19 protein-coding genes and 3 pseudogenes are annotated in these 18,401 nt (G+C 67.6%); 16 read left to right on the forward strand and 6 right to left on the reverse strand.

Annotation, left to right across the window (positions count from 1 at the left end):
- Window positions 1-467: 467 nt before the first annotated feature.
- A pseudogene (locus tag AB0L97_RS21320) lies at window positions 468-686 on the forward strand (helix-turn-helix transcriptional regulator); the annotation flags it as partial.
- 24 nt (window positions 687-710) lie between these two features.
- On the opposite strand, the gene AB0L97_RS21325 reads toward AB0L97_RS21320, so the two are convergent.
- A complete protein-coding gene (locus tag AB0L97_RS21325) occupies window positions 711-1,691 on the reverse strand; it encodes a zinc-dependent alcohol dehydrogenase family protein (protein ID WP_364432123.1) in 981 nt (326 codons plus the stop codon).
- Between the two features lie 99 nt (window positions 1,692-1,790).
- Between AB0L97_RS21325 and AB0L97_RS21330 the strand changes: the two genes are divergently transcribed.
- Entirely contained in the window at window positions 1,791-2,360 is a 570-nt protein-coding gene (locus AB0L97_RS21330; RefSeq protein WP_364432126.1) for a TetR/AcrR family transcriptional regulator, read from the forward strand.
- A 150-nt stretch (window positions 2,361-2,510) separates the two neighbouring features.
- Here AB0L97_RS21330 and AB0L97_RS21335 read toward each other — a convergent pair whose 3' ends face one another.
- A complete protein-coding gene (locus AB0L97_RS21335) occupies window positions 2,511-3,476 on the reverse strand; it encodes a DMT family transporter (protein ID WP_364432129.1) in 966 nt (321 codons plus the stop codon).
- A gap of 280 nt (window positions 3,477-3,756) precedes the next feature.
- Here AB0L97_RS21335 and AB0L97_RS21340 point away from each other — a divergent pair, with 280 nt between their 5' ends.
- Complete coding sequence (locus AB0L97_RS21340; RefSeq protein WP_356965622.1) at window positions 3,757-4,320, forward strand: RNA polymerase sigma factor; 564 nt, start codon at window positions 3,757-3,759, stop codon at window positions 4,318-4,320.
- Window positions 4,317-4,688, forward strand: coding sequence for a hypothetical protein (locus tag AB0L97_RS21345; RefSeq protein WP_355075117.1), 372 nt, complete (start codon window positions 4,317-4,319; stop codon window positions 4,686-4,688). Before AB0L97_RS21340 ends, AB0L97_RS21345 begins: the two co-directional genes overlap by 4 nt.
- 208 nt (window positions 4,689-4,896) lie before the next feature.
- On the opposite strand, the gene AB0L97_RS21350 is transcribed toward AB0L97_RS21345, so the two are convergent.
- Both AB0L97_RS21350 and AB0L97_RS21355 read right to left on the reverse strand, forming a co-directional pair.
- The gene (locus AB0L97_RS21350; RefSeq protein ID WP_364432134.1) at window positions 4,897-5,082 is read right to left on the reverse strand and encodes a hypothetical protein; all 186 of its coding nucleotides are present in this window, start codon (window positions 5,080-5,082) and stop codon (window positions 4,897-4,899) included.
- Window positions 5,083-5,565: 483 nt separating this feature from the next.
- Window positions 5,566-6,462 (reverse strand): LysR family transcriptional regulator, encoded by an 897-nt coding sequence (locus AB0L97_RS21355; RefSeq protein ID WP_364432137.1) that lies wholly within the window; start codon window positions 6,460-6,462, stop codon window positions 5,566-5,568.
- A 100-nt stretch (window positions 6,463-6,562) separates the two neighbouring features.
- On the opposite strand from AB0L97_RS21355, the gene AB0L97_RS21360 reads away from it, so the two are divergent.
- Together AB0L97_RS21360 and AB0L97_RS21365 are read left to right on the forward strand one after the other, a co-directional pair.
- The gene (locus AB0L97_RS21360; RefSeq protein ID WP_364432140.1) at window positions 6,563-7,405 is read left to right on the forward strand and encodes a TIGR03620 family F420-dependent LLM class oxidoreductase; all 843 of its coding nucleotides are present in this window, start codon (window positions 6,563-6,565) and stop codon (window positions 7,403-7,405) included.
- Between the two features lie 51 nt (window positions 7,406-7,456).
- Window positions 7,457-7,570 (forward strand): annotated as a pseudogene (locus AB0L97_RS21365) (ABC transporter permease); the annotation flags it as partial.
- 133 nt (window positions 7,571-7,703) lie between these two features.
- Here the strand turns inward: AB0L97_RS21365 and AB0L97_RS21370 are convergent.
- Window positions 7,704-8,261, reverse strand: coding sequence for a helix-turn-helix domain-containing protein (locus tag AB0L97_RS21370; RefSeq protein WP_364432143.1), 558 nt, complete (start codon window positions 8,259-8,261; stop codon window positions 7,704-7,706).
- A 74-nt stretch (window positions 8,262-8,335) separates the two neighbouring features.
- On the opposite strand from AB0L97_RS21370, the gene AB0L97_RS21375 reads away from it, so the two are divergent.
- The 6 genes and pseudogenes from AB0L97_RS21375 to AB0L97_RS21400 all read left to right on the forward strand — a co-directional run.
- Window positions 8,336-9,562 carry an FAD-dependent monooxygenase gene (locus tag AB0L97_RS21375; protein ID WP_364432146.1) on the forward strand — a complete coding sequence of 409 codons (1,227 nt, stop codon included), beginning with the start codon at window positions 8,336-8,338 and terminating at the stop codon, window positions 9,560-9,562.
- 69 nt (window positions 9,563-9,631) lie between these two features.
- Window positions 9,632-10,102, forward strand: a complete 471-nt coding sequence (locus AB0L97_RS21380) for a DIP1984 family protein (RefSeq protein ID WP_355075129.1) — start codon at window positions 9,632-9,634, stop codon at window positions 10,100-10,102.
- A 557-nt stretch (window positions 10,103-10,659) separates the two neighbouring features.
- Window positions 10,660-11,133: a hypothetical protein gene (locus AB0L97_RS21385; RefSeq protein ID WP_364432151.1), complete on the forward strand. Its 474-nt coding sequence runs from the start codon at window positions 10,660-10,662 to the stop codon at window positions 11,131-11,133.
- A gap of 414 nt (window positions 11,134-11,547) precedes the next feature.
- Window positions 11,548-12,768, forward strand: a complete 1,221-nt coding sequence (locus AB0L97_RS21390) for a helix-turn-helix domain-containing protein (protein ID WP_364432396.1) — start codon at window positions 11,548-11,550, stop codon at window positions 12,766-12,768.
- A 282-nt stretch (window positions 12,769-13,050) separates the two neighbouring features.
- Entirely contained in the window at window positions 13,051-13,275 is a 225-nt protein-coding gene (locus AB0L97_RS21395; RefSeq protein WP_355075138.1) for a hypothetical protein, read from the forward strand.
- Between the two features lie 51 nt (window positions 13,276-13,326).
- Window positions 13,327-13,512: pseudogene (locus tag AB0L97_RS21400) on the forward strand (CoA transferase); the annotation flags it as partial.
- 56 nt (window positions 13,513-13,568) lie between these two features.
- On the opposite strand, the gene AB0L97_RS21405 reads toward AB0L97_RS21400, so the two are convergent.
- Window positions 13,569-14,189 carry a hypothetical protein gene (locus AB0L97_RS21405; protein WP_355075140.1) on the reverse strand — a complete coding sequence of 207 codons (621 nt, stop codon included), beginning with the start codon at window positions 14,187-14,189 and terminating at the stop codon, window positions 13,569-13,571.
- 74 nt (window positions 14,190-14,263) lie between these two features.
- Here AB0L97_RS21405 and AB0L97_RS21410 point away from each other — a divergent pair, with 74 nt between their 5' ends.
- From AB0L97_RS21410 to AB0L97_RS21425, 4 genes are all read left to right on the forward strand, one after another.
- Window positions 14,264-14,395 carry a hypothetical protein gene (locus AB0L97_RS21410; RefSeq protein WP_364432156.1) on the forward strand — a complete coding sequence of 44 codons (132 nt, stop codon included), beginning with the start codon at window positions 14,264-14,266 and terminating at the stop codon, window positions 14,393-14,395.
- A gap of 218 nt (window positions 14,396-14,613) precedes the next feature.
- Window positions 14,614-16,464, forward strand: coding sequence for an SCO2524 family protein (locus AB0L97_RS21415; RefSeq protein ID WP_355075144.1), 1,851 nt, complete (start codon window positions 14,614-14,616; stop codon window positions 16,462-16,464).
- A gap of 10 nt (window positions 16,465-16,474) precedes the next feature.
- Entirely contained in the window at window positions 16,475-17,389 is a 915-nt protein-coding gene (locus AB0L97_RS21420) for an SCO2523 family variant P-loop protein (protein WP_355075146.1), read from the forward strand.
- Window positions 17,390-18,400: an SCO2522 family protein gene (locus tag AB0L97_RS21425; protein WP_355075148.1), complete on the forward strand. Its 1,011-nt coding sequence runs from the start codon at window positions 17,390-17,392 to the stop codon at window positions 18,398-18,400. It abuts the gene before it with no gap.
- Window position 18,401 lies beyond the last annotated feature (1 nt).

An 18,401-nucleotide genomic window follows, 5' to 3' on the forward strand; every position in this document is an offset into this window, starting at 1 on the left:
AGCTGTTGGCGCGGAACTGATGACGGCGGGAATCGTCGCTGCGATCAAGGCAACGATGGTGAGTTTCGTGTGGTTCATGGTCTCCCCCTTGGGTGCTGCGATGCATGCACATCAGCAACTGTTGAGTTGCCCTCTGGGATAAGCCCTCTCATTCATCTACTTGGACGTGGCCGTTCCAGACGCCGTTCCATTATGGGATATACATCACATGCCATCGGCCGTGGCGTCGTCAGAAGAGGGTGTCGCGGCCAGCAACGGCCGTAGCCGGTGGGTCCACACTGGGCTGGTTCGGCGTCGATATCGACCTCGATCGCACCGACGAGGTCAATGTTGTCCGAGTGGGCCGGTGAGATATGGGCAGGCTATTGATTTGCGCGATTTCACCGGCTCTCGTATTCAACTGCGCCCCAAGTGATGTGATCTCATCCAGATCGGTCTTCAGCGGCTCGACCATCGGGAGCTCTCCATTGTTAGCACCAAATCCCCGCTACAGCAGGCGCGAACGCATCACTCCGGAGGCGGCGGGGTTGCGGCCCGGCCTGGCCCATCGACGGGTGCCGGGGTTGCGGCGCGAGGAGTTGGCGCGCGCGGCGGGGGTCTCGGTCGACTACTACGTGCGCATGGAACGCGGCAGCCTCGCAGGCGCCTCCGAATCCGTCCACGACGCCCTGGCCACCGCGCTGCAAGCCCCGCTGCACGCAACGCGAGGGTCAGATGGTGACGACGATTTTGCCGACCTGATGTCCCTGTTCCAGGTGATGGTGTGCGGCGACGATGTCGTCGAGGGTGAACACGCTGTCGATCGTGGGGTGCAGGGCGCCGGTGCGGATTCCCGCGGTCAGGAATGCCGCGATGCGGCGCACCGCCACAGGGTCGAGGGTGTGCTCGAAGCTCATGTACCGGATCATCGTGATCGGGCTGGCCGGGAACGGCGCGGGCCGGGGATCGAGCCAGCCCACCGTGACCAGGGTGCCGCTGAATGGCTTTGCCGCGTCGGCCAATTGGGCCAGGCCGGGACCCATGACGGAGTCCAAGACGATGTCGGCGCCGGCCCCGGCGGTGTGCCGGTGCGTGGCCTCGACGACATCGTCGTGGTCGGTGACGATGACAGCGGCGGCGCCGGTGGCCAGCAAGATGTCCCGCTTCGCGGCGTGCCGGGTGACGGCTAGGGGAACAGCGCCGATCTGGTTGGCGATCTGGATGGCGGCGAGGCCGACAGAGCTGGAGGCGGCGGTGATCAGGACATGGTGACCGGGTCGCATCGCGGCCTTCTCGACGAGGGCGCCGTAGGCGGTGGAGTAGGCCACCCATAGCGCTGCGGCGCTCGTGGCGTCCAGTCCGGCGGGTCGAGCGATGACCCGATCGGCGGGCAGGACGATGTGTTCGGCGTAGGTGCCGTTGATGTCCATGTCGGGCACGGCGGTGACGACGACCGCATCGCCGATCGCCCATCCCTCGACCTCGGCGCCGAGGGCATCGATCGTTCCGGTTGCTTCGACTCCGAGACGGGCGTGTGGCATTCGGATCGGCCGCGGGGACATGCCCGCACGCACCATCTGGTCCAGTCGGTTGATGCCGATGGCTTCGACCTTGATTCGCACCTCGTCGATGCCCGGGTCGCCGACCGGCTCGTCGATGATGCGCAGGACTTCGGGGGCGCCGGTCTCGTCGAAGACGACGACTCGTGACATGGAAGGCTCCTGACTCGAATTTCTTGTACAGTCGTTCTAGGAACAATTTCTAGTACAGTCGTTTTAGGAATGTCAATCCGCGAACGAGGGAGCGCAACGATGGCAGGGCGGCCGGTCGACCATCGACACCGGGAAGAGCTGCTCGAGGCGGTGGTCGACTACACGATCGAGCATGGGCTCTCCGAACTGTCGTGGCGGCCGGTCGCGGCAGGCCTCGGGGTCTCACCGACCACCCTGGTGCACCACTTCGGCACCAAAGAACAAATGCTTCAGGCCATCCTCGAGCGGTTGCGGCGGCGCATGTTCGCTGCCACCGGTGCTGCGGCGGGCGCGCATCCCGACCTTGCGACGGCAGCCCGCGCGGTCTGGACCCGCAGCTCCGACCCGCGGCGGTGGGCGGAGTTCAAACTGTTCTTCGCCGTCTACGGGCGCGCTCTGCAAGCTCCGCGCCAATTCGCCGACTTCCTCGACCATGTCGTCACCGACTGGAAGATCGCACTGTGCGAAGCCCAGGCGTCCGACACCGACCCCGAGACCGCGGCTCGCACAGCCACATTGGTGATCGCCACGATCCGCGGCCTGCTGCTCGACCTGCTCGCCACCGGCGACCGCGACCGGGTCCAGGACGCCGCCGAGAGCTTTCTGGGAACTCTCGAGCGCCGGGCGTGACCATCGCGGTGACCCGCGGGCGACACCTCAGGAAATCTCGCTCGGCTAGACGGGGCGGCCGGTGAAGCCGTAGGCGCAGAAGTTCCACACCTCGGGGTCGAGTGGCGACGGTCATCTCGCCCGCTCGACGAGACTTACCGGCTGCGGATTTCAGGCGGCGGCGTTTCGCGAGTCGCCCAGTCGTTTCCGGACGGTGGCCGTGATCCGGCGTCGTCCGGAGCCGGACGTCGAAGCCGCGTAGGCGCTGACGAGTATCAGTGCGCAGCCGGACAACTGGAGCATCGTGGGCTGCTCGCCGAGGACGACCGCCGCCAAGGCGAGCGCACCGACCGGGGTCAGCATGAGCATGGCCGCGCTCACCGTGCTGCTCAGGTGGGCGGTGGCCAGGGCGATCAACAGCCAGCCGCCGATCTGTCCGCACACCGCCGTCAGGGCCAGCCAGCCCAGAGCCGCCCAGCCCGGCGTGAATGTGACCCCTGGCCACAGCGCTCCGACGACGGCCGCGGACAGGAGCACCACCCGGTAGGACTGGACCACCTGCCCGTTGTGCCCGCCGCGGCGCAGGAGGAACAGGAACGCCGAGTAGCACAACGCGGCGAGGACGGCGTGGACCGTGCCCGATACGGGGTCGCTGCCGGAGGCTCCGGTCTCGAAGACGCCGCCGGTGAGCAGGATGCCCGCCACCAGGAACGGCGAGACGACGAGGAACGCGCCCCGAATCGGCTCGCGGTCGATGAGCAGCGCCAGCAGCGGAACGATGACGACCTGCGCGTTCACCAGCACCGCGGTCAATCCGGCGCCGACCTCGTAGATCGCTCGCGTCCACAGCAGCGCATCCGCGGCGAACAGCACACCGGCGGTGACGGCGACCGCGGCCTGTCGCCAGGACAGCGCACCTTCCCGGCCCCGTTCACCACCGGCCAGCGGCCACAGCAACGGCAACGGCAACGCACAACGGAAGAACGTGGCGGTGGCCGGTGCGACGCCGGACAGATCGATGAAGACCCCCGAGGTCGCGACGCCGAGCGCGCCCACGGCCATCGCCGACCGGGGCCGTGCCCGAACTCCGCGCGACACCGCTCCCAGAAATCGCTGCCGCCGCGAACCATTGAGCATCGGCCGACGCTACAACCGAAGGATCGGCGAGGGCATCCGATTATCCGCGCGATGGCGAGGTGCGCAGGCGATTGGACCGGAGCACTGGTTCGAACGCGCGTGGCGTCGTGCTGAGATTCGGTGTGAATCCTTTTCCCGAGGTCGGTCCTCTCATAGTCGTGCCGGCAATCGGGTCGGCACGGTAACGAGGAGGTCGTTGTGATCATTGCCGCTGTCGCTGTCGCCGCCGTGCTGGTCGGCTGGTGTAGCGTGACGCTGCTTCGTCGCCGGAGCCGCTCCCGTGACTGACCGGATCTGGCCCGACGAACAGTTGGTCGTGGCAGCGCGCGAGGGCGACGCCGCGGCGATCACCACACTGGTATCGGGCTCCTATCCGCATGTCCGCCGGTTCGCCCACACACTGTGCGCCTCCGCCGAAGACGCGGAGGACGCCGCACAGGAGGCGCTGATCATCCTCTACCGCAAGATCGGGACCTTGCGGGCCTCCGGCGCGTTGGCGTCGTGGATGTTCCGCATCGTCCGCAACGAGTGCCTGCGGCAGTGGCGAACGAAGACCAGGCAGCCCGAGCCGATTCCCGACGCCGCCGTGGCGTCGGCCGAGGAGGAGGCGGTGCGGCGGCTCGAAGCGGGCCGGGTGGCGGCCGTGATCGCGGCGCTGCCCGCCGACCAGCGGCGGGTACTGATCATGCGCGATGTGCAGGGATACAGCGGCCGCACGGTCGCGGGCATGCTCGGGCTCAGCGTCGCGGCGATGAAGTCACGGCTGCACCGCGCCCGCGCGACGGTCCAGCACGAGCTGCGGAACACACCGTGGCCGGACTCCGGAGAGGAGCGAACGAAATGACCGACGAGCGAAGCTTCGCCAGCGCCTCGGTGCCCCGGCACCTGGCCCGCGGTGTCGCGGGCTTCGGCGCGCTGATCGGCGCGATCGCATTGCTGCCGGTATTCGGGGCGTTCAGCTTGCTGCTCGCGCCGGTGGGTCTGCTCGCACTGCGCGGGTGCCCGACCTGCTGGGCGATCGGATTGGTGCAGACGATCTCCCGGGGCCGGTTGCGGCGTTCGTGCGTCGACGGTCAGTGTCGATTGACCCCTGCCGGGCACGGTCGGACAGAGCACACGACAGTCGATCAAGTGCCCGACTCGGCGGTATCGCTCTTCGCCGATCACCGTGTCGCGGTTCGGTCACCGCGGGACTTCTCACGCCGGGACTGACGGGGCCGTCGTCCATCGAGGTCGAGCGCATGATCGCGGGGTGCGCTCGGCTCGGTGCGGTCCGGGTCGCTGTGCGCCGCTGAGCTGCCGAATTCCCTCCGGACAGGTCGAACGAGGTCGTCGCGATGGACGGCGACATGGCGCTATCGCGGTGGCGATGTGGGTTGTACGCTCCGGCGACTCGAGTCCGAGTCCGAGTCCGCGATGATCAGTCGGACTTCACCGGCGACCGCGCGACCTCGGGAAGTCCCCCGATGACACCGTCGGCTTCCGAAGCGTGAATCTCCTTCTCGCTCAGGCCGAGTGCGGTGAGCAGCTCCGTGTTGTGCTGGCCGAGCAGGGGAGCGGGCCGACGGTGATCGCGGCGCGGGTTGCGGGAGAACCCGACCGGCACGGTGCTGTGGCTGGCCGTCTCGGCGGCAGAATGGGCGACCGGCTCGAAGTGCTCCCGGAACCTTCACCTGTCCAGCAGCACGTTCCGGACACGATTCACTGGCGCGCGACTTCGCGCCGGATGGGGAACGAAGAGATACCGCCTCGACGTCGTCGCGACCAGCATCGTCGACGTAATCCAGCACGCGGGCGGATGGTTGTTCGACCGCTCGGTCGCCGGGTGGGATGTCACGGCGCTGGTGACCGACCCGTCGGACACGCGATCGCTGCGCATCCTCGGCGCGGAGGTGCTCGACCTCGAGCAAGTGCTCGCCCCGCGCGGGCAGGGGCGTCAGCCGCACGCTCTCGCGGTGGCCGCCGACGTCTGCGAATGCGATCGCCGGGCGCGCCGGGGTCTGCTGAAGGCGCTGGACGACGGCGGCGTGCAAGTGGTGTTCTGGGGTGAGTCTCGAACCGCCTCCCGCGCGGGCGCATTCCGCCCGCGTCACATCCCGTTGTCCGCGTCTGCCGTGGCGTCGCCGAACGCCGAAACCGCGCAGGCGACGGTGCAGCAGGCGTGGTCTGAGAGCTGCTCGAGGGTGATCACGCTGCCGGTGATCGCTATCGGTGGTGTGACCGGCAGTACGCGGACTCGGAGGGAATCGGTTTCGGCGATCTGGTCCGCCGGAAGCAAGGCCCAGCTGTGCGGGTCGGAACCGATCTCGACCACGGCGTCCTGGGTGGTTCCGATAGGCCGGCCGAACTTCGGACGCACTCCGGCTTCTCGGAACGCGGCGTCGATGGCGTCGTGCAGCGGCGGATCGGACTGCCGGGACGGGACCCGCAGTGCGTCCCCGGCCAGGTCGGTGATGGCGGCTACGCCGCGCGCCGCGGCGGGATGATCTCTGGACACCACCGCGCGCAGCGGTTCCGACCAGGTCGGTGAGACGGTGAGCCCTGGCGCGGAGACCACACCGCGGGCCAGCGCCAAGTCGAGTTCGCCGCGCCGCAGCGCGTTCAGCCGCTCGACGACCGGCAGATCGACGAGGACGACTTCGAACGCCGGGGTGTGTTCGCGCAGCGCATCGATGCCGCGCTCGAGGCGGGCGGTCAGTCCTGCCGTGGTGCCGATGCGTACTGTCGCGGCGGGCCGACCGGCGACAGCGCGAACTCGGTCGGCGGCGGCGAGCGCGTCCCGCGCCGCGGCGAGCACGCGACGCCCCGCCTCGGTGAGCTGGACGCGGCGTGGCGATCTGTCGAACAGCCGGACCCCCAGTTCTCGTTCCAGTCGTGCGATCTGCTGGCTGACCGCCGGTTGCACGATGCGCAGCCGCTCGGCGGCCCGGCCGAAATGGAGCTCCTCGGCGACGGCGACGAAGTATCGCAGAGCACGTAATTCCACTGTGCCTCCCGTCGGTACCTGCGGCGATCACATCATGTTATTGCTGCGCAGCGGAATCGGGTCTGGCTGCCTCCAACCATCCCGTGCTGGAGTCGAAGTCATGAGCATCGAACTGGGTACGCTCGGAGCCCACCTGCGCCACAGCGAGGTGACCCTGCGGCAAGCGGCCGAAATCGAAAGATCCGGGTACGGCGCGTTGTGGCTGACCATCTCGCCACCCGCCGATCTGACCGTGGCCGCGCGGATACTCGACGCCACAGAGCATCTCGTGGTCGGCACCGCCGTGGTGAACATCTGGACCACCGACGCGAGGACGGTGGCCGCCTCCTACCACCGGATCGCGGCCGAACACCCCGATCGGTTGATCCTCGGGATCGGCGCCGGACATCGCGAAACGGATCCGGAGTACGCGTCGCCCTACGACGCGATGGTGGCTTACCTCGCCGAGCTGGCCGACGCCGGTGTGCCCTCGGACCGGGTGGTGCTGGCGGCATTGGGGCCGAGGATGCTGCGCCTGGTGCGCGACCGCGCCGCCGGGACGATCCCGGTTCTGGTGACGCCCGAATATATTCGGCGAGCGCGGGAGATCCTCGGCGCTCGCCCGCTGGTGTTGCCCGGCCAAATGGTGGTGCTGGACAGCGACGTCGAACGAGGCCGCACGACCGGCCGAGCCCACGCCGCGGCCCCTGCCTTGCACGTCGCCAACTACACCGCCAATCTGCGCCGCATCGGCTTCACCGACGCCGACCTCACCGAGCCGGGCAGCGATCGCCTGATCGACGCTCTCGTGCTGCACGGCGATCCGGCCACCGTGGCCGCGGGCATCCGGGTCTCCCTCGAAGCGGGCGCGAACCACATCGGCCTCACCGCCCTCGGCCACGACCCGATCGGCACGCTCCGTACGATCGCCGACGCGGTATTCAGCGCCGTGCCACGGAACTGACACCGGCTACCCGTTCGTTCACGAACCGCCTGGCCTCATCGAATTCGCCCGATGCAGGCCGTCGGAGGGCTGTTCGCCATGTCGACGGACGCGGTGCGGTTCTTGTTCCGGAGACCGTTCCAGATCAGAGCGTTCCTCGAGCAGTCATGGTTCATCGTGCGGGTTCGATCGGCACGGAAACGCCACCGGCACCGCTGTGCTGGTTCGGCTTCGAACCCGGTCGCTCGACACCACTCGCCACTGGAACCTCACCCGGGCGTGTGGCAGGCGAAAGTGGCGGTGTCCCGCGTCGGCGATCTCAACGAGTGGGATCGGTGATGCGGCGCAGGGCTTCGGCGAGGTCGCTTCCGGTCGGCGCGCTCTCGGGGTCGATGAGGTATTGCGCCGCGACGCCGGTGAGCAGGGCTTGATAAAGGGTGCCGAGACTGCGCGCCGCGGCGGTGTCGGTTTCGGCGACGCCGTCGAAGAGTCGGGCCAAGCCGGAACGGGCCTCGTCGAGGTTCTCGGCGAGCCGGGCGCGGGCCTCGGGGTGGGCCAGCGCGTCGAAGGTGGCCGACCACACCCCGCGATGGGCGGCGAGCGTGGCCAGCACCGCGTCCCAGCGGTCGGCGAAGCGCTGCCACGGGTCGGTCTCGTCGGGCAACCGGGTGAGCGCGTGTTCGAGATCGGCGCCCCATTCGCGGGTCGCCTCGGCCAGCGCTTCGGTGAGCAGGGCCTCTTTGGTGCCGAAGTGGTAGCCGATGGCCGCCATGCTCACCCCGGCGGCGGTGGCGATGTCGCGCACCGTGGTACGTGCGTAGCCCTTGTCGAACAGGCAGCGGCGTGCGCCTGCCAGCAGATCCTCACGGTTTCCCATATAGATCATGGTAGCGCAATCGCCTTAGACATTTGTCTTGCGCAGATGCGCAACACGGTTGTACGGTTCGTGGCATGCGGCAGATGAGCAATCGAAACGTCCTGATCTCCGGCGCCAGCATCGCCGGTCCCGCCCTGGCCTTCTGGCTCAAGCGCTACGGGTTCACCCCGACGATCGTGGAGAAATCGCCGACCCTGCGCGAGGGCGGGCAGGCCATCGACGTGCTGGGCACCGCCACCGAGGTGGTGCGGCGCATGGGCCTGCTCGACCGGGTGCACGAGATGAGTACGGGCAAGCGCGGCACCTCCTACGTCGACGCCACCGGCAGAACGCGGGCCAGCATCAGCAGCGAGACGTTCAACGGTGTCGGTGCCAACGGGGACACCGAGATCCAGCGCGGCGATCTCGCGCGAGTGTTGTATGAGGCCACCAGGGACGACGTCGAGTACCTCTTCGGCGACTCCATCACCGCTCTGGAGCAGGACGAGGAGGGCGTGCGGGTGAGCTTCGAGCACGCCCGGTCACGCACCTTCGACCTGGTCATCGGCGCCGATGGTGTTCATTCGAACACGCGCACAATGGTTTTCGGTCCGGAGTCGCAGTTCGCGCGGCATATGGGCTACTACATCTGCATCTACACGATCCCGAACTTCCTCGACCTCGATCACTGGGAGCTGGACTACAACACTCCCGGCAAGATCGCCGGAGCCTACAGCGCCCGGGAGAACACGCGAGCCAAAGCGATTTTCGCGTGGGCATCCGATCCGATCGACTACGACTACCGCGACATCGAGCAACAGAAGAAGATCGTCGCCGACACCTTCGCCGGCCTCGGCTGGCAGGTGCCGCAACTGCTCGCCCACCTCGATCCCGCGCCGGATTTCTATTTCGACGCGATGGCGCAGATTCGCATGGACAGCTGGCACAAGGGCCGCATCGCCCTCGTCGGTGACGCAGGCTACTGCGCGTCACCGCTGTCCGGGCAGGGCGCGGACCTCTCCCTGGTCGGCGCCTACACCCTCGCGGGCGAGTTGGCCGCCGCCGCAGGCGATCACAGCATCGCGTTCGCTCGCTACGAAGAACGGATGCGGCCCATGGTCGACGCCTGCCAGAAGTTCGCCGAGGGCGTGGGCGGGTGGTACGCACCCGCGAGCAAGGCGATGATTCGCTTCCGCGATCTCAACGTGCGCCTGCTGCCGTACCTGCCGTGGCGGGGCCTGATCGGCGGCGCCCCGCAGAAAGTCGCCCGCACCATCTCGGCCGGAGATTACGCGGACCTCGAGCGAGCCTCAGGGCGTTAATTCGGGTGACTCCTACCGTGACATGGTCGATACTCGACCGTTCATGGGTCGATGTCCGGAGGTGGGGAAGTGAAGTTGGCGGAGGCGTTGGCGTTGCGCGCGGATTCGGCGCGCCGGATCGAACAGTTGCGTGCTCGGATCGTGAGTAACGCTCGCTTTCAGGAGGGGGAGGAGCCCGCTGAGGACGCGGCGGATCTGCTGGCGGAGGCGGGACAGGTGCTCGGTGAATACGAGACGCTGATCCGGCGCATCAATCGGACCAACGCCGCCGCGCGGATCGGAGACGACGGCACCTTGACCGACGCGCTGGCCCGCCGGGATGCGTTGCGGCTGCGGCACTCTCTCGTCACGGCTGCGGCGGACGCCGCGGCGGGCAAGGGGCAGCCCGGGTACGCGCGCCAGTTGCGATCCGAGTTGAAGATGTTCTCGGCGTTGCCGGTTGCGGAACTGCGCGGGCAGGCCGATGACCTCGCCAAGGAACTGCGGGAACTCGACGTGCGCATCCAGCGCTCCAACTGGGAGGTCGACCTGCTGGATTGACGCGAGAGGTGGAGCGGGTAGCCGTCACGGAGGCGTGCACGAACCCGACGGGCCGACGGGATATCCGGCCCACTTTCTCGGCGCACGAGGGGCAGTGCGAGGGGTTCGATTCCCCGTCTCACACCGCAGCCCAGCACCGCGCACACGAGACAGTGCACAGCACACAGCACACCACCATGTGCAGATCCGTGACGACGAGGGCGGGTAAGGGGCACTCCACCTCTCGCGTCGACCCCAGAGTGCGCCGCACGGCAGGGGCGGCAGGCCGGGGCGTACGTCGTCGTCGACGGTGATGACGAATCCGCTGTGGGCGCCCAGGTCCGCGACGTCCGCGATCTGCGCCGTGCCCGCGTGGTAACCCCGGCGAAAGCGCCCGCGTCGAAGGTCCGATCGGATTTCCGGCGCGCTCCGTGTGGGCGGCCCGGGACATCAGGGTGCCCGGTCGCGCGGAGCGCCTACGCAGCAGCAGGGCGAAGAGCAGCACGAGGACGCTGGCGAAGGCCAGACCGCCCAGCCGGGTGGCGCTGCTCGCACCGGCGGCTTGGAGCATTTGGAGCATGTCGATCGGCTCGGCCGGTTTGCGCGCTGGGGTCTCGGTGGCCGGTGTCGCGGCGACACCGGCCACCGGCACCGCCGACAACGTGCCTGGCTCCGGCCCGGCCTGCGCCGAACCCGATCTACGTGGTCCCGAGTTCGCCGAGGTCACCCTGTTCGAGTACGTCGGCGCGGACGACGACAGCGTCATCTCGGTGGCCCCGGCGACCTGCCGGGGCTGGGTCCCAACGCACCAACTGAGCACGTGCTCGGTGATTCGACCGCTTGCGCACACGGTCCTCGACGTGCTGTTCTTCGCCGGCGCGGCTCCCGCTTCTCCCACTCGCGCCCGGCCGGGAGTGGATCGGGAGATGTGCTACAGCGCTCCAGCGCCGAGTAGGTTTGTGCGCCGGCCACCCTCTAGGGCTTGGGTGACGCCGGCTCGATCCACCCGTATCAATGGCTCGATGCGCAGCAGCAGGCCCGCTGGACCTTGATTAGGGAAACGAACTTCCGAGGGCTGTCGGACTTCCATTGGTCGCATGGTCGACCGAGTTCCGCGCGGCCCAGGCAGACCGTGTCTGCGGCGGATGCGTACGCGAGAGGGCGTGGATTCGCGCCGTTGCACTCGCCGGTTACTCTCTTTTCGACCACTTGCCCGGGCTATGCTCGAATCGTCGCTCGCGCCATCTCGGCCCATCGGCGGCAGTGCAGTCGAACCGCCATTGTGAACAATCACTATCGCTTGCCGACCGCGCTTGCCGAATATCACGTTACTCGGAGTAAACCGTTCTCTACGTTCTTGCGCTGGCTACGCTGGTGCAATAGCTCAGTTAACGGGGGTGGAAGGAAGCTCCACCATGGCTCTCACCTTCGCCGGACGGCAAGGACTCACTGTATCCGGTCGGCCCATGTCGCTGCCGCTGAAAGACGTGCGCGCCTTGTCGCGGCAGATGGTCGGGCATTTTGTCGAAACCGTCGCACCCTGCGGCACCTTGCCTGGTGACGCGATCCATGGCGACATCACCATCATCACCCGTGTGTGCTTGGAGCTGGCAGTCAGCATGCTGGACGGCAGCAACATTTCGGAGAAGACCGGGCAACTCGAGGAGGCTGCGGCGCAATGGGCTCGCGAAGGTGTGCCCATCGGTACCATTCACCACGCAATCCATGAGGGTTTCAAGATCGGCTTCGACCTGGTGGTGTCCACAGCCTTGGCCGAGCAGCGTGCCTCCGGCTCAGCTGACACCGATCCGATGCTCGCCGTCAGTACGGCCGATTATCGAAGCATCCTCGACGGCGCCAAACTCGTCGTCGAAATGCTCGACACCATGACCACGGCGGTGTCGGCGGCCTATGTGCGTGAACTGCGCGCGGTCGTGTCGGAGCACCACACCGCGGTGCACACGCTGACCTCGGCGCTGCTCGGGGGCCATCCCACTTCCACCATGGCCCGAGAGTGTGGCATCGACATCTCCGAGCGCTATCGCGTAATAGCCCTCGCCATTCCGTCTCACCCGGACGAGTCCAATCCGGTGCTGGACGCGAAAGTCGTTGCCCGCCGCAAACTCCGGCGGGTGCAGGCGGAATTGGCCACCCGCTGCGACGATACCGTGCTGTCGCTGCTTTCGGTCGACGGTGGCACGCTGCTCATCCCCGCCGATCACATCACCAAGGGCGCCCTGAAGGAACTGATCGGGCATCTGTCGCGGGCGGCTCGCGTGCACATCACCGCCACCGAGGTGACCGCCTCTACCGACACCGTGCCCACCGCCGCGGATCAAGCCCACGAACTGCTCGACATGGTGACCCGGCTCGGGTCGGTGCCGGACCTGTACCACTTCGACGAGCTGGCTCTGGAATACCAGCTCACCCGCCCCGGCCCTGCCCGCGAACAGCTCGGGTCGCTGCTCGATCCCCTGGATGAATATCCGGAACTGCTGGAGACTCTGCAAATCCATATAGCGCACAACCTGAACCGCCGGCGCACTGCGCGGCTACTGCACGTACACACCAACACCGTGGATTACCGGCTCAAGCGGATCGGTCAGCTCACGGGTTTCGATCCGGCCGAGGCGAGCGGGCTTTGGCGCCTGCGTTCTGCGTTGGTCGCCCGCACATACCGCACGTGATCGGCGTGCGGTCGAGTGGGTGTGGAATCACTCCAGTCGATCAGCGTGCGCCGTTCCCGGTCGCAGCGCGGTAGCGCTGACGCCGGGCGAGCGTCAGTAGATGCGATATAGGGGCATGTTTGCATTCTCCATTCATGCCCGGACCCGACCCGACCGATTATCCGTGAACCAAAATCAGCAGGAGGCCGACATCGATAACGGTTGAAATGCATTGGGCCAGAGTCGAAGAGTTGGAAACCGAACATGAATGATATGCGAAGAACCGAGGTCGAAGGATTTCACGTGACATGGCGGCTGTTCCAGGATCACTTGATCTCCATCGTCGCCGTCCACGAGGCATCCGGCGTCACGCCGATCGTATCCTTCGGTCCCGAGAACTTTCCGGATCTCGCACAAGCGCGAGAACTCCTTCCGGAAATGACCAAGTTGTGGGACGCGGTACGCCATGACTTCTGGACGAAACTCATTCCGCCGCAACCGCGGTGCCGGCAGCGGCGATGGAAATGATTTCGAAACCAGATCAGTCCCGGCGCCAGCGCATTCGACCGCTCCACCCTGGGACAGCAGCGCCGCCCGCTCGGCATTCCCGCCGCCGCGGTCGGCGACCTGCCGGAAGCGCTGGATGCCAGCCCCGAAATCGTGGTGACGGCGGGGATATTTCGTTTGGTCGGCAGCCCGATCCGGATCGCCGGTTACGAGCCCCGCTACGCGCCACCGCCGCGATTGGGCGAGCGCGGCAGCTGAGGCCGTGACCGGCGGGCCTGTGCGGGGCGGCCGCGATCACGAAGCCGGACGAGGCACTAGGCCTCGGGGCAAGGCGTGAGCCACCACCATCCGCCTGCCAGCTCCGTCGTTGGGCAGATAGGATCGCCGAACCCGTCGTACGGCCCGGCTCCGGGTGTTCCGGTGAAGTGCCCGTAACCGATTGCGCCGTCCGGGATTCCGACGTAGTCGGGCACGAACCGTACCGGCTGTCCACCGCTGGTGCCGATGACAGCCACCTTGCAGTTCGCCGAAACGAAGCACAGGTGACGCGGTAGCGCGACACCGTAGTAGTCGCCTGCGCCATGCTCCGGCACTTCCACTGTGGCCGCCGCTGCGAACGCTGGGCGCTCGAGCTGAAACCGGGTCCACGCGGCGGCCTCGGGTTCGAGGATGAGGAAGACAGGTCCGCAGAGACCGATCACCGCGAGTACCGCCGTGACAGCCAAGGGCCACCGCTGCGCGTCGCGTCGCGCCTGCCACAGCGCGAGAGTGAACAGTGCGATCGAGATCAGGAACGCCAGCGCGGACAACGGCAAGGCGAGGAGCCACAGCTGAGTCAGTATCCAGCCGCGATGCAACGTATAGCCGAGTGTGACCACAGTCAGGAGAGCGGCCGCAAGAGGTGGCGTGGCCGAACCAAGCGTCTTCACGAACACAACGGCAAACCTACGTCGGCTGTGTGGAGAACTCGTGCGTGCGGTGTGCGGATGGTGTGTGCCGGGCGTGCTCGATGCGGTCACGACCGGTGGACGTCAGGGCGGTGCCGGCCGCCCTGGATTACGCGACGACCGCGGAGGATCTCTCCTTCCAGACCGCGGACTTCCGCGCGGTGATCAGCAAACACACCGCGGGCCGGGGCTGACGCCGCGTCGCCGGTCGCGGGCAGCGACGCCGGAACAGTAGCCGTGCAATAGCCCGTCGGACGCGCGAAGATTGCGCGGAACCAGATGCACCGCAGGATATCTCGCGGCAACCGGCGGTCCTGGAAAGGGTGCTTGGCTAAGTGAACATTCGCGGGGCACACTCTAGGTAACGACGTCCGGCGCCGCCGGTCGAATGCGGGGGCGAGGTCCGAGAAAGATGAGGATTCGGCCGAGGCAGCAGTTGCTCGAGCTGTGGCGAGCGGTGCTGGCCTACTCCTATCGGAACGGAACGTGGACGTGGGGCGGGCGCGACGGCGCCAACTCGATCAGCGACGCCGAACAACTGCTCTGCCTGCTGTATCCGGCTACCGAGATCGCGGCGTTCGCGCTGGACCAGCCGAACGACATGAGTCCCGACGTCCGGTCCGCGCTCGCCCCGTTCGGCGAGGAGACCCGCATCGGTGGCGTCCTGGTCGACTTGGTGGAGGACTATCTGCGCCGCTACACCGGACCCGACGGCGAACCGGTCTTCGCCAGCGGCTCCTACTTGCGCTCGGGCGACGACACTCCGCTCACCCCGGGTCAGCAGGCGGTGGAGGTCGTCGACTCGTACTCGATGTCGTTGAGTCTGTGCATCGCGGCGCTGCGATTCCTGCGCGGATTCATGCGCTTCGTCAGCGGTGAGGTCCGGCTGGAGGCTCGCCAGCTGCGCGAGCGGATCCCCATGGTGATCGAACAGGTCAGCGCGCGGCTCACCGCGGCGATGGCTGGCCTGGTCCGCAGTTTCGTCATCCACACACCGGAGCCGAAGACCGAATACGGTCAATCGATCGTCTACATGCTCAATCAGTCCCGTACGCCGTCCGACGAGGTCATCGAACGGCTGTCGACACAGCTGGAACGCCTGCGGGTGCAGGCGGCCAACGAGGTCAGGCTCAGCCAGACCACCGAGATCGATATCGCCGACGACGGGCGGCTGTTCGAATGCGGATGGAGCTGGGGCATCGTGCGCAGCGCCGAACCCATCGACCTCGTGCCCGGCCGGGTCAGCAGCACGCCCGGGCACGCCGAATCTCGTCCCTACCTGTACTTCACGGCCGTCGCGCTGGACGGCATCAGCGACCTGTCGTCGCAGCGCATCCGGGAACTCGATCTGCTGACCGACGAGCAGCGCACGCTCGCCGACGCGCTGCAGTTGCGCTTCGAGCTGACCCGCAACTACTGGTCGAGGGTCGCCCGCTTCGACAGTGGCCGCTGGCCGCTGGAGGACATCCCGTGGCGTACCTCCGACGGCGAGGAATCGGAGTACTTCAGTCTCGTGGTCGCCGCCGTACTCATCCAGGACCTGGTCTACCGGGAGAGCACCGAGGATCTGGCGCGCACAGTGTCGGTGCTCGATCAGCTTGCCCGCCGGGGGCGCATCACCAGCCGGTTCACGGTCGATGATCCGGCCGCGCCATTGCACTTCCCGGGTGTGCGACTGAACCTGGCCGGCAGCGAGGACGTCGCCGACGGATCCCGATTGATCTGGTACGTCCCGGATTTCGCGACCTTGCTGCTCAAACGCTGCCTGGATGCCGCACGCCTGCGCACCGACGTAGACACCCGCGATCGGTTGATGGAACTCGCCGAGGCGGCGATGGATCACCTCGACCGGCGGGTGCTGCGGAACGGCTCGGTGGTCGGTTTGTGGGACGACATCGGCAGGCTGGTCGGCACGGGCGACATACGGACGGAAGGGCCGTCCTGGTTCGTCACGGAGCGAATGATGGAGTGCTTGGTCATCGCGTACAGCACCTTCGAGCAACCGCCGCTGGCTCCGCAGGCGATGGTCGCCCGCGCGGTGGACCTGCTCAGCGAGGCCGAGCATCTGCTCAATCAAGAGGAACTGGAGGTCGAGGGCCAGGATCGCTCGCCGAAACAGGCTGCGATCAACCGGATCCGGCAGTCGCTGGACCGGGCCCGCCGCGTGCTGCGCGAACGTCCCGGCACCGCCTACAGCCTGGCCACCCAGGCGTTGGTCCAGCTCGACGAACTGGCCTACGCCCGCCGGGACGCGACACGGTAGGGGCGGCATCGTGCTGGTGTTCTCCACCTCCGACAAGGGCGGCACCGGACGGTCGGTGACCAGTTGCAACATCGCCTACCGGCTGTGCCGTTCCGGCCTCAACGTCGTCTACGCAGACTTCGACCTCGGCTCGCCCACGGCCGGTGCGCTGTTCGAGATCGGCGCGGCCGAACGCGGCGTGCCCAGCGGCGGCGTGCATTCCTACCTGCTCGGCGAGAGCGGAACCGTCGCCCGCGTCGACGTGGGCGCGGCGACCGATCGGCCGGAACTGCGCCGGATCGGCCCCAACTCGGGGCGGCTGGTGCTGCTGCCGGGAGACGAGGGCGGCGCCGAATTCCTCACCGACGACGACGCGGTGGTCGAGCGCTGCGCGGAACTACTGGTCGCGCTGGATCACGAGTTCCGGGTGGTGTTCGTGGATCTGAGCGCGGGCCGTTCCGCGGCGCTGCAGATCGTGTTGCAGGCGACCGCCTTACCGCAACTGCGCGGGCTGACCGCTCGATGGTTGATCTTCCACCGCTGGACGCGCCAGCACATCCTGGCCGCCGCCGGCCTGGTGTACGGCTCGCACGGATTGCTGAAGGCCGGAGCCGAGTGCGGCCACGACCCGGAGGAGTTGCTCGGGTCGGTGCGTTACGTGCGCACCGCGGTGCCCGACGCCAACTGGGACGGTGTCGCCCAGCGCCCGGCGCAGGCGGCGTGGCTGCAAGAGCAGGACACCGCGCTGCGGCGGCTGGCCACCGCCAAACGGCTCGGCACGACGGCGGTGCTCGGCTCGACCCCGATCGAGCCGGTGCTGCAACGGCGCGAGCAGCTCATTCTCGACGCCGACGTCAACGCCCAGATCGCCAACGAGCAGACCGCGCAGGCCTATGCCGAGCTCGCTCGACGACTGGTCGACAACGCGACCTGGGAGAGGCTGTAGATGGGGGAAACACAGGGCTACAGCGAGGCCACGGAACAGCCGCGAATCGCTCAGGTCCCGTTGTCGCACTTGTCGATCGAGGTCGGGCATTTCTATCTCAACGACATCAGTTCCGACATCGAACGGGTCGGCGCGGAGTTTCGCCGCATCGTCCCGCTGGTATCTGCCTTCACCGAGTCGGCCAAGGTGCAGTTCGGACCGAACGCCCGGGTCAGCACCTGCTACCTGATCGACGACTACTTCCAGCCCGACACCGACCCCGCCGCCATCCTCACCAAGCTGCTGGGCGCCGCGGACGAAGCCGGGTTGGTCATCGACTATCTGGCCCGGGAGTCCGCCTGCTGGCGGGCCTCGAGGTTCGTCGACGGTGTGGCGTTCGGTGAGCCGATTCCCGTGGCGGAGATGGTGGCCGCGCGCATCGTCGCCGAGCCCGCGCCGCCGAGCACGGGCCGCAGGCCGCCGACCGCGGAATCGGGCTGGCTGTGCAACGGGCGGCGGTCCTCCGAGGACGAACGCGGCCAGGCCATGCGGCAGCGGATCTATCAGCCGCCGGAGGAGTTCGGCCGCCGCGAGCATTCGATCTTCCTGGACGTGGAACTGTGGAGCAAGCACGTCGTCGACGGGGTGGCGGTGACGCGCTGGTCGTGCCCGTTCCTGGCCGCGGTCTGGCATCTGCTGCGGCTGGGCATGCTGCGCTACCACGGCGCCGCCGTGGTGGATCCGCAACCATGGCGCCGCGAGGATCTCGCGCCGCGCCGCTGGCACGACATTCCGCCGGTGGTGCGGCTCAATCCGTCCGCCGCGCCGTTCGCCGCTTACAAGACCTTGTCGATGCTGCCCAAGCGGTACATCGGCATCGAGCACGCGGTGCGGCTGGTGCTCGACCATCTCGATCTCGACGACGACGTGGTCGAACAGACCATCGTCCGTGGCGGCGGAGAGGTGCCACCGGTGCCGGTGCCGCGCGCGGTCAGCGAACGGCTCTCGCACCTGCTGCTCGACGGAGCCTGAC

Source organism: Nocardia sp. NPDC051911 (assembly GCF_040681035.1).
GTDB lineage: Bacteria > Actinomycetota > Actinomycetes > Mycobacteriales > Mycobacteriaceae > Nocardia > Nocardia sichangensis.

Bases quoted from the DNA above. Each gene is read 5' to 3' on its own strand.
- AB0L97_RS21360 (WP_364432140.1), top strand. From the start codon at position 6,563: ATGAGCATCGAACTGGGTACGCTCGGAGCCCACCTGCGCCACAGCGAG.
- AB0L97_RS21390 (WP_364432396.1), top strand. From the start codon at position 11,548: ATGTCGCTGCCGCTGAAAGACGTGCGCGCCTTGTCGCGGCAGATGGTC.
- AB0L97_RS21325 (WP_364432123.1), bottom strand. From the start codon at position 1,691: ATGTCACGAGTCGTCGTCTTCGACGAGACCGGCGCCCCCGAAGTCCTG.
- AB0L97_RS21425 (WP_355075148.1), top strand. From the start codon at position 17,390: ATGGGGGAAACACAGGGCTACAGCGAGGCCACGGAACAGCCGCGAATC.
- AB0L97_RS21375 (WP_364432146.1), top strand. From the start codon at position 8,336: ATGCGGCAGATGAGCAATCGAAACGTCCTGATCTCCGGCGCCAGCATC.
- AB0L97_RS21335 (WP_364432129.1), bottom strand. From the start codon at position 3,476: ATGCTCAATGGTTCGCGGCGGCAGCGATTTCTGGGAGCGGTGTCGCGC.
- AB0L97_RS21330 (WP_364432126.1), top strand. From the start codon at position 1,791: ATGGCAGGGCGGCCGGTCGACCATCGACACCGGGAAGAGCTGCTCGAG.
- AB0L97_RS21415 (WP_355075144.1), top strand. From the start codon at position 14,614: ATGAGGATTCGGCCGAGGCAGCAGTTGCTCGAGCTGTGGCGAGCGGTG.
- AB0L97_RS21385 (WP_364432151.1), top strand. From the start codon at position 10,660: ATGTCGATCGGCTCGGCCGGTTTGCGCGCTGGGGTCTCGGTGGCCGGT.
- AB0L97_RS21410 (WP_364432156.1), top strand. From the start codon at position 14,264: ATGCGGTCACGACCGGTGGACGTCAGGGCGGTGCCGGCCGCCCTGGAT.
- AB0L97_RS21345 (WP_355075117.1), top strand. From the start codon at position 4,317: ATGACCGACGAGCGAAGCTTCGCCAGCGCCTCGGTGCCCCGGCACCTG.
- AB0L97_RS21370 (WP_364432143.1), bottom strand. From the start codon at position 8,261: ATGGGAAACCGTGAGGATCTGCTGGCAGGCGCACGCCGCTGCCTGTTC.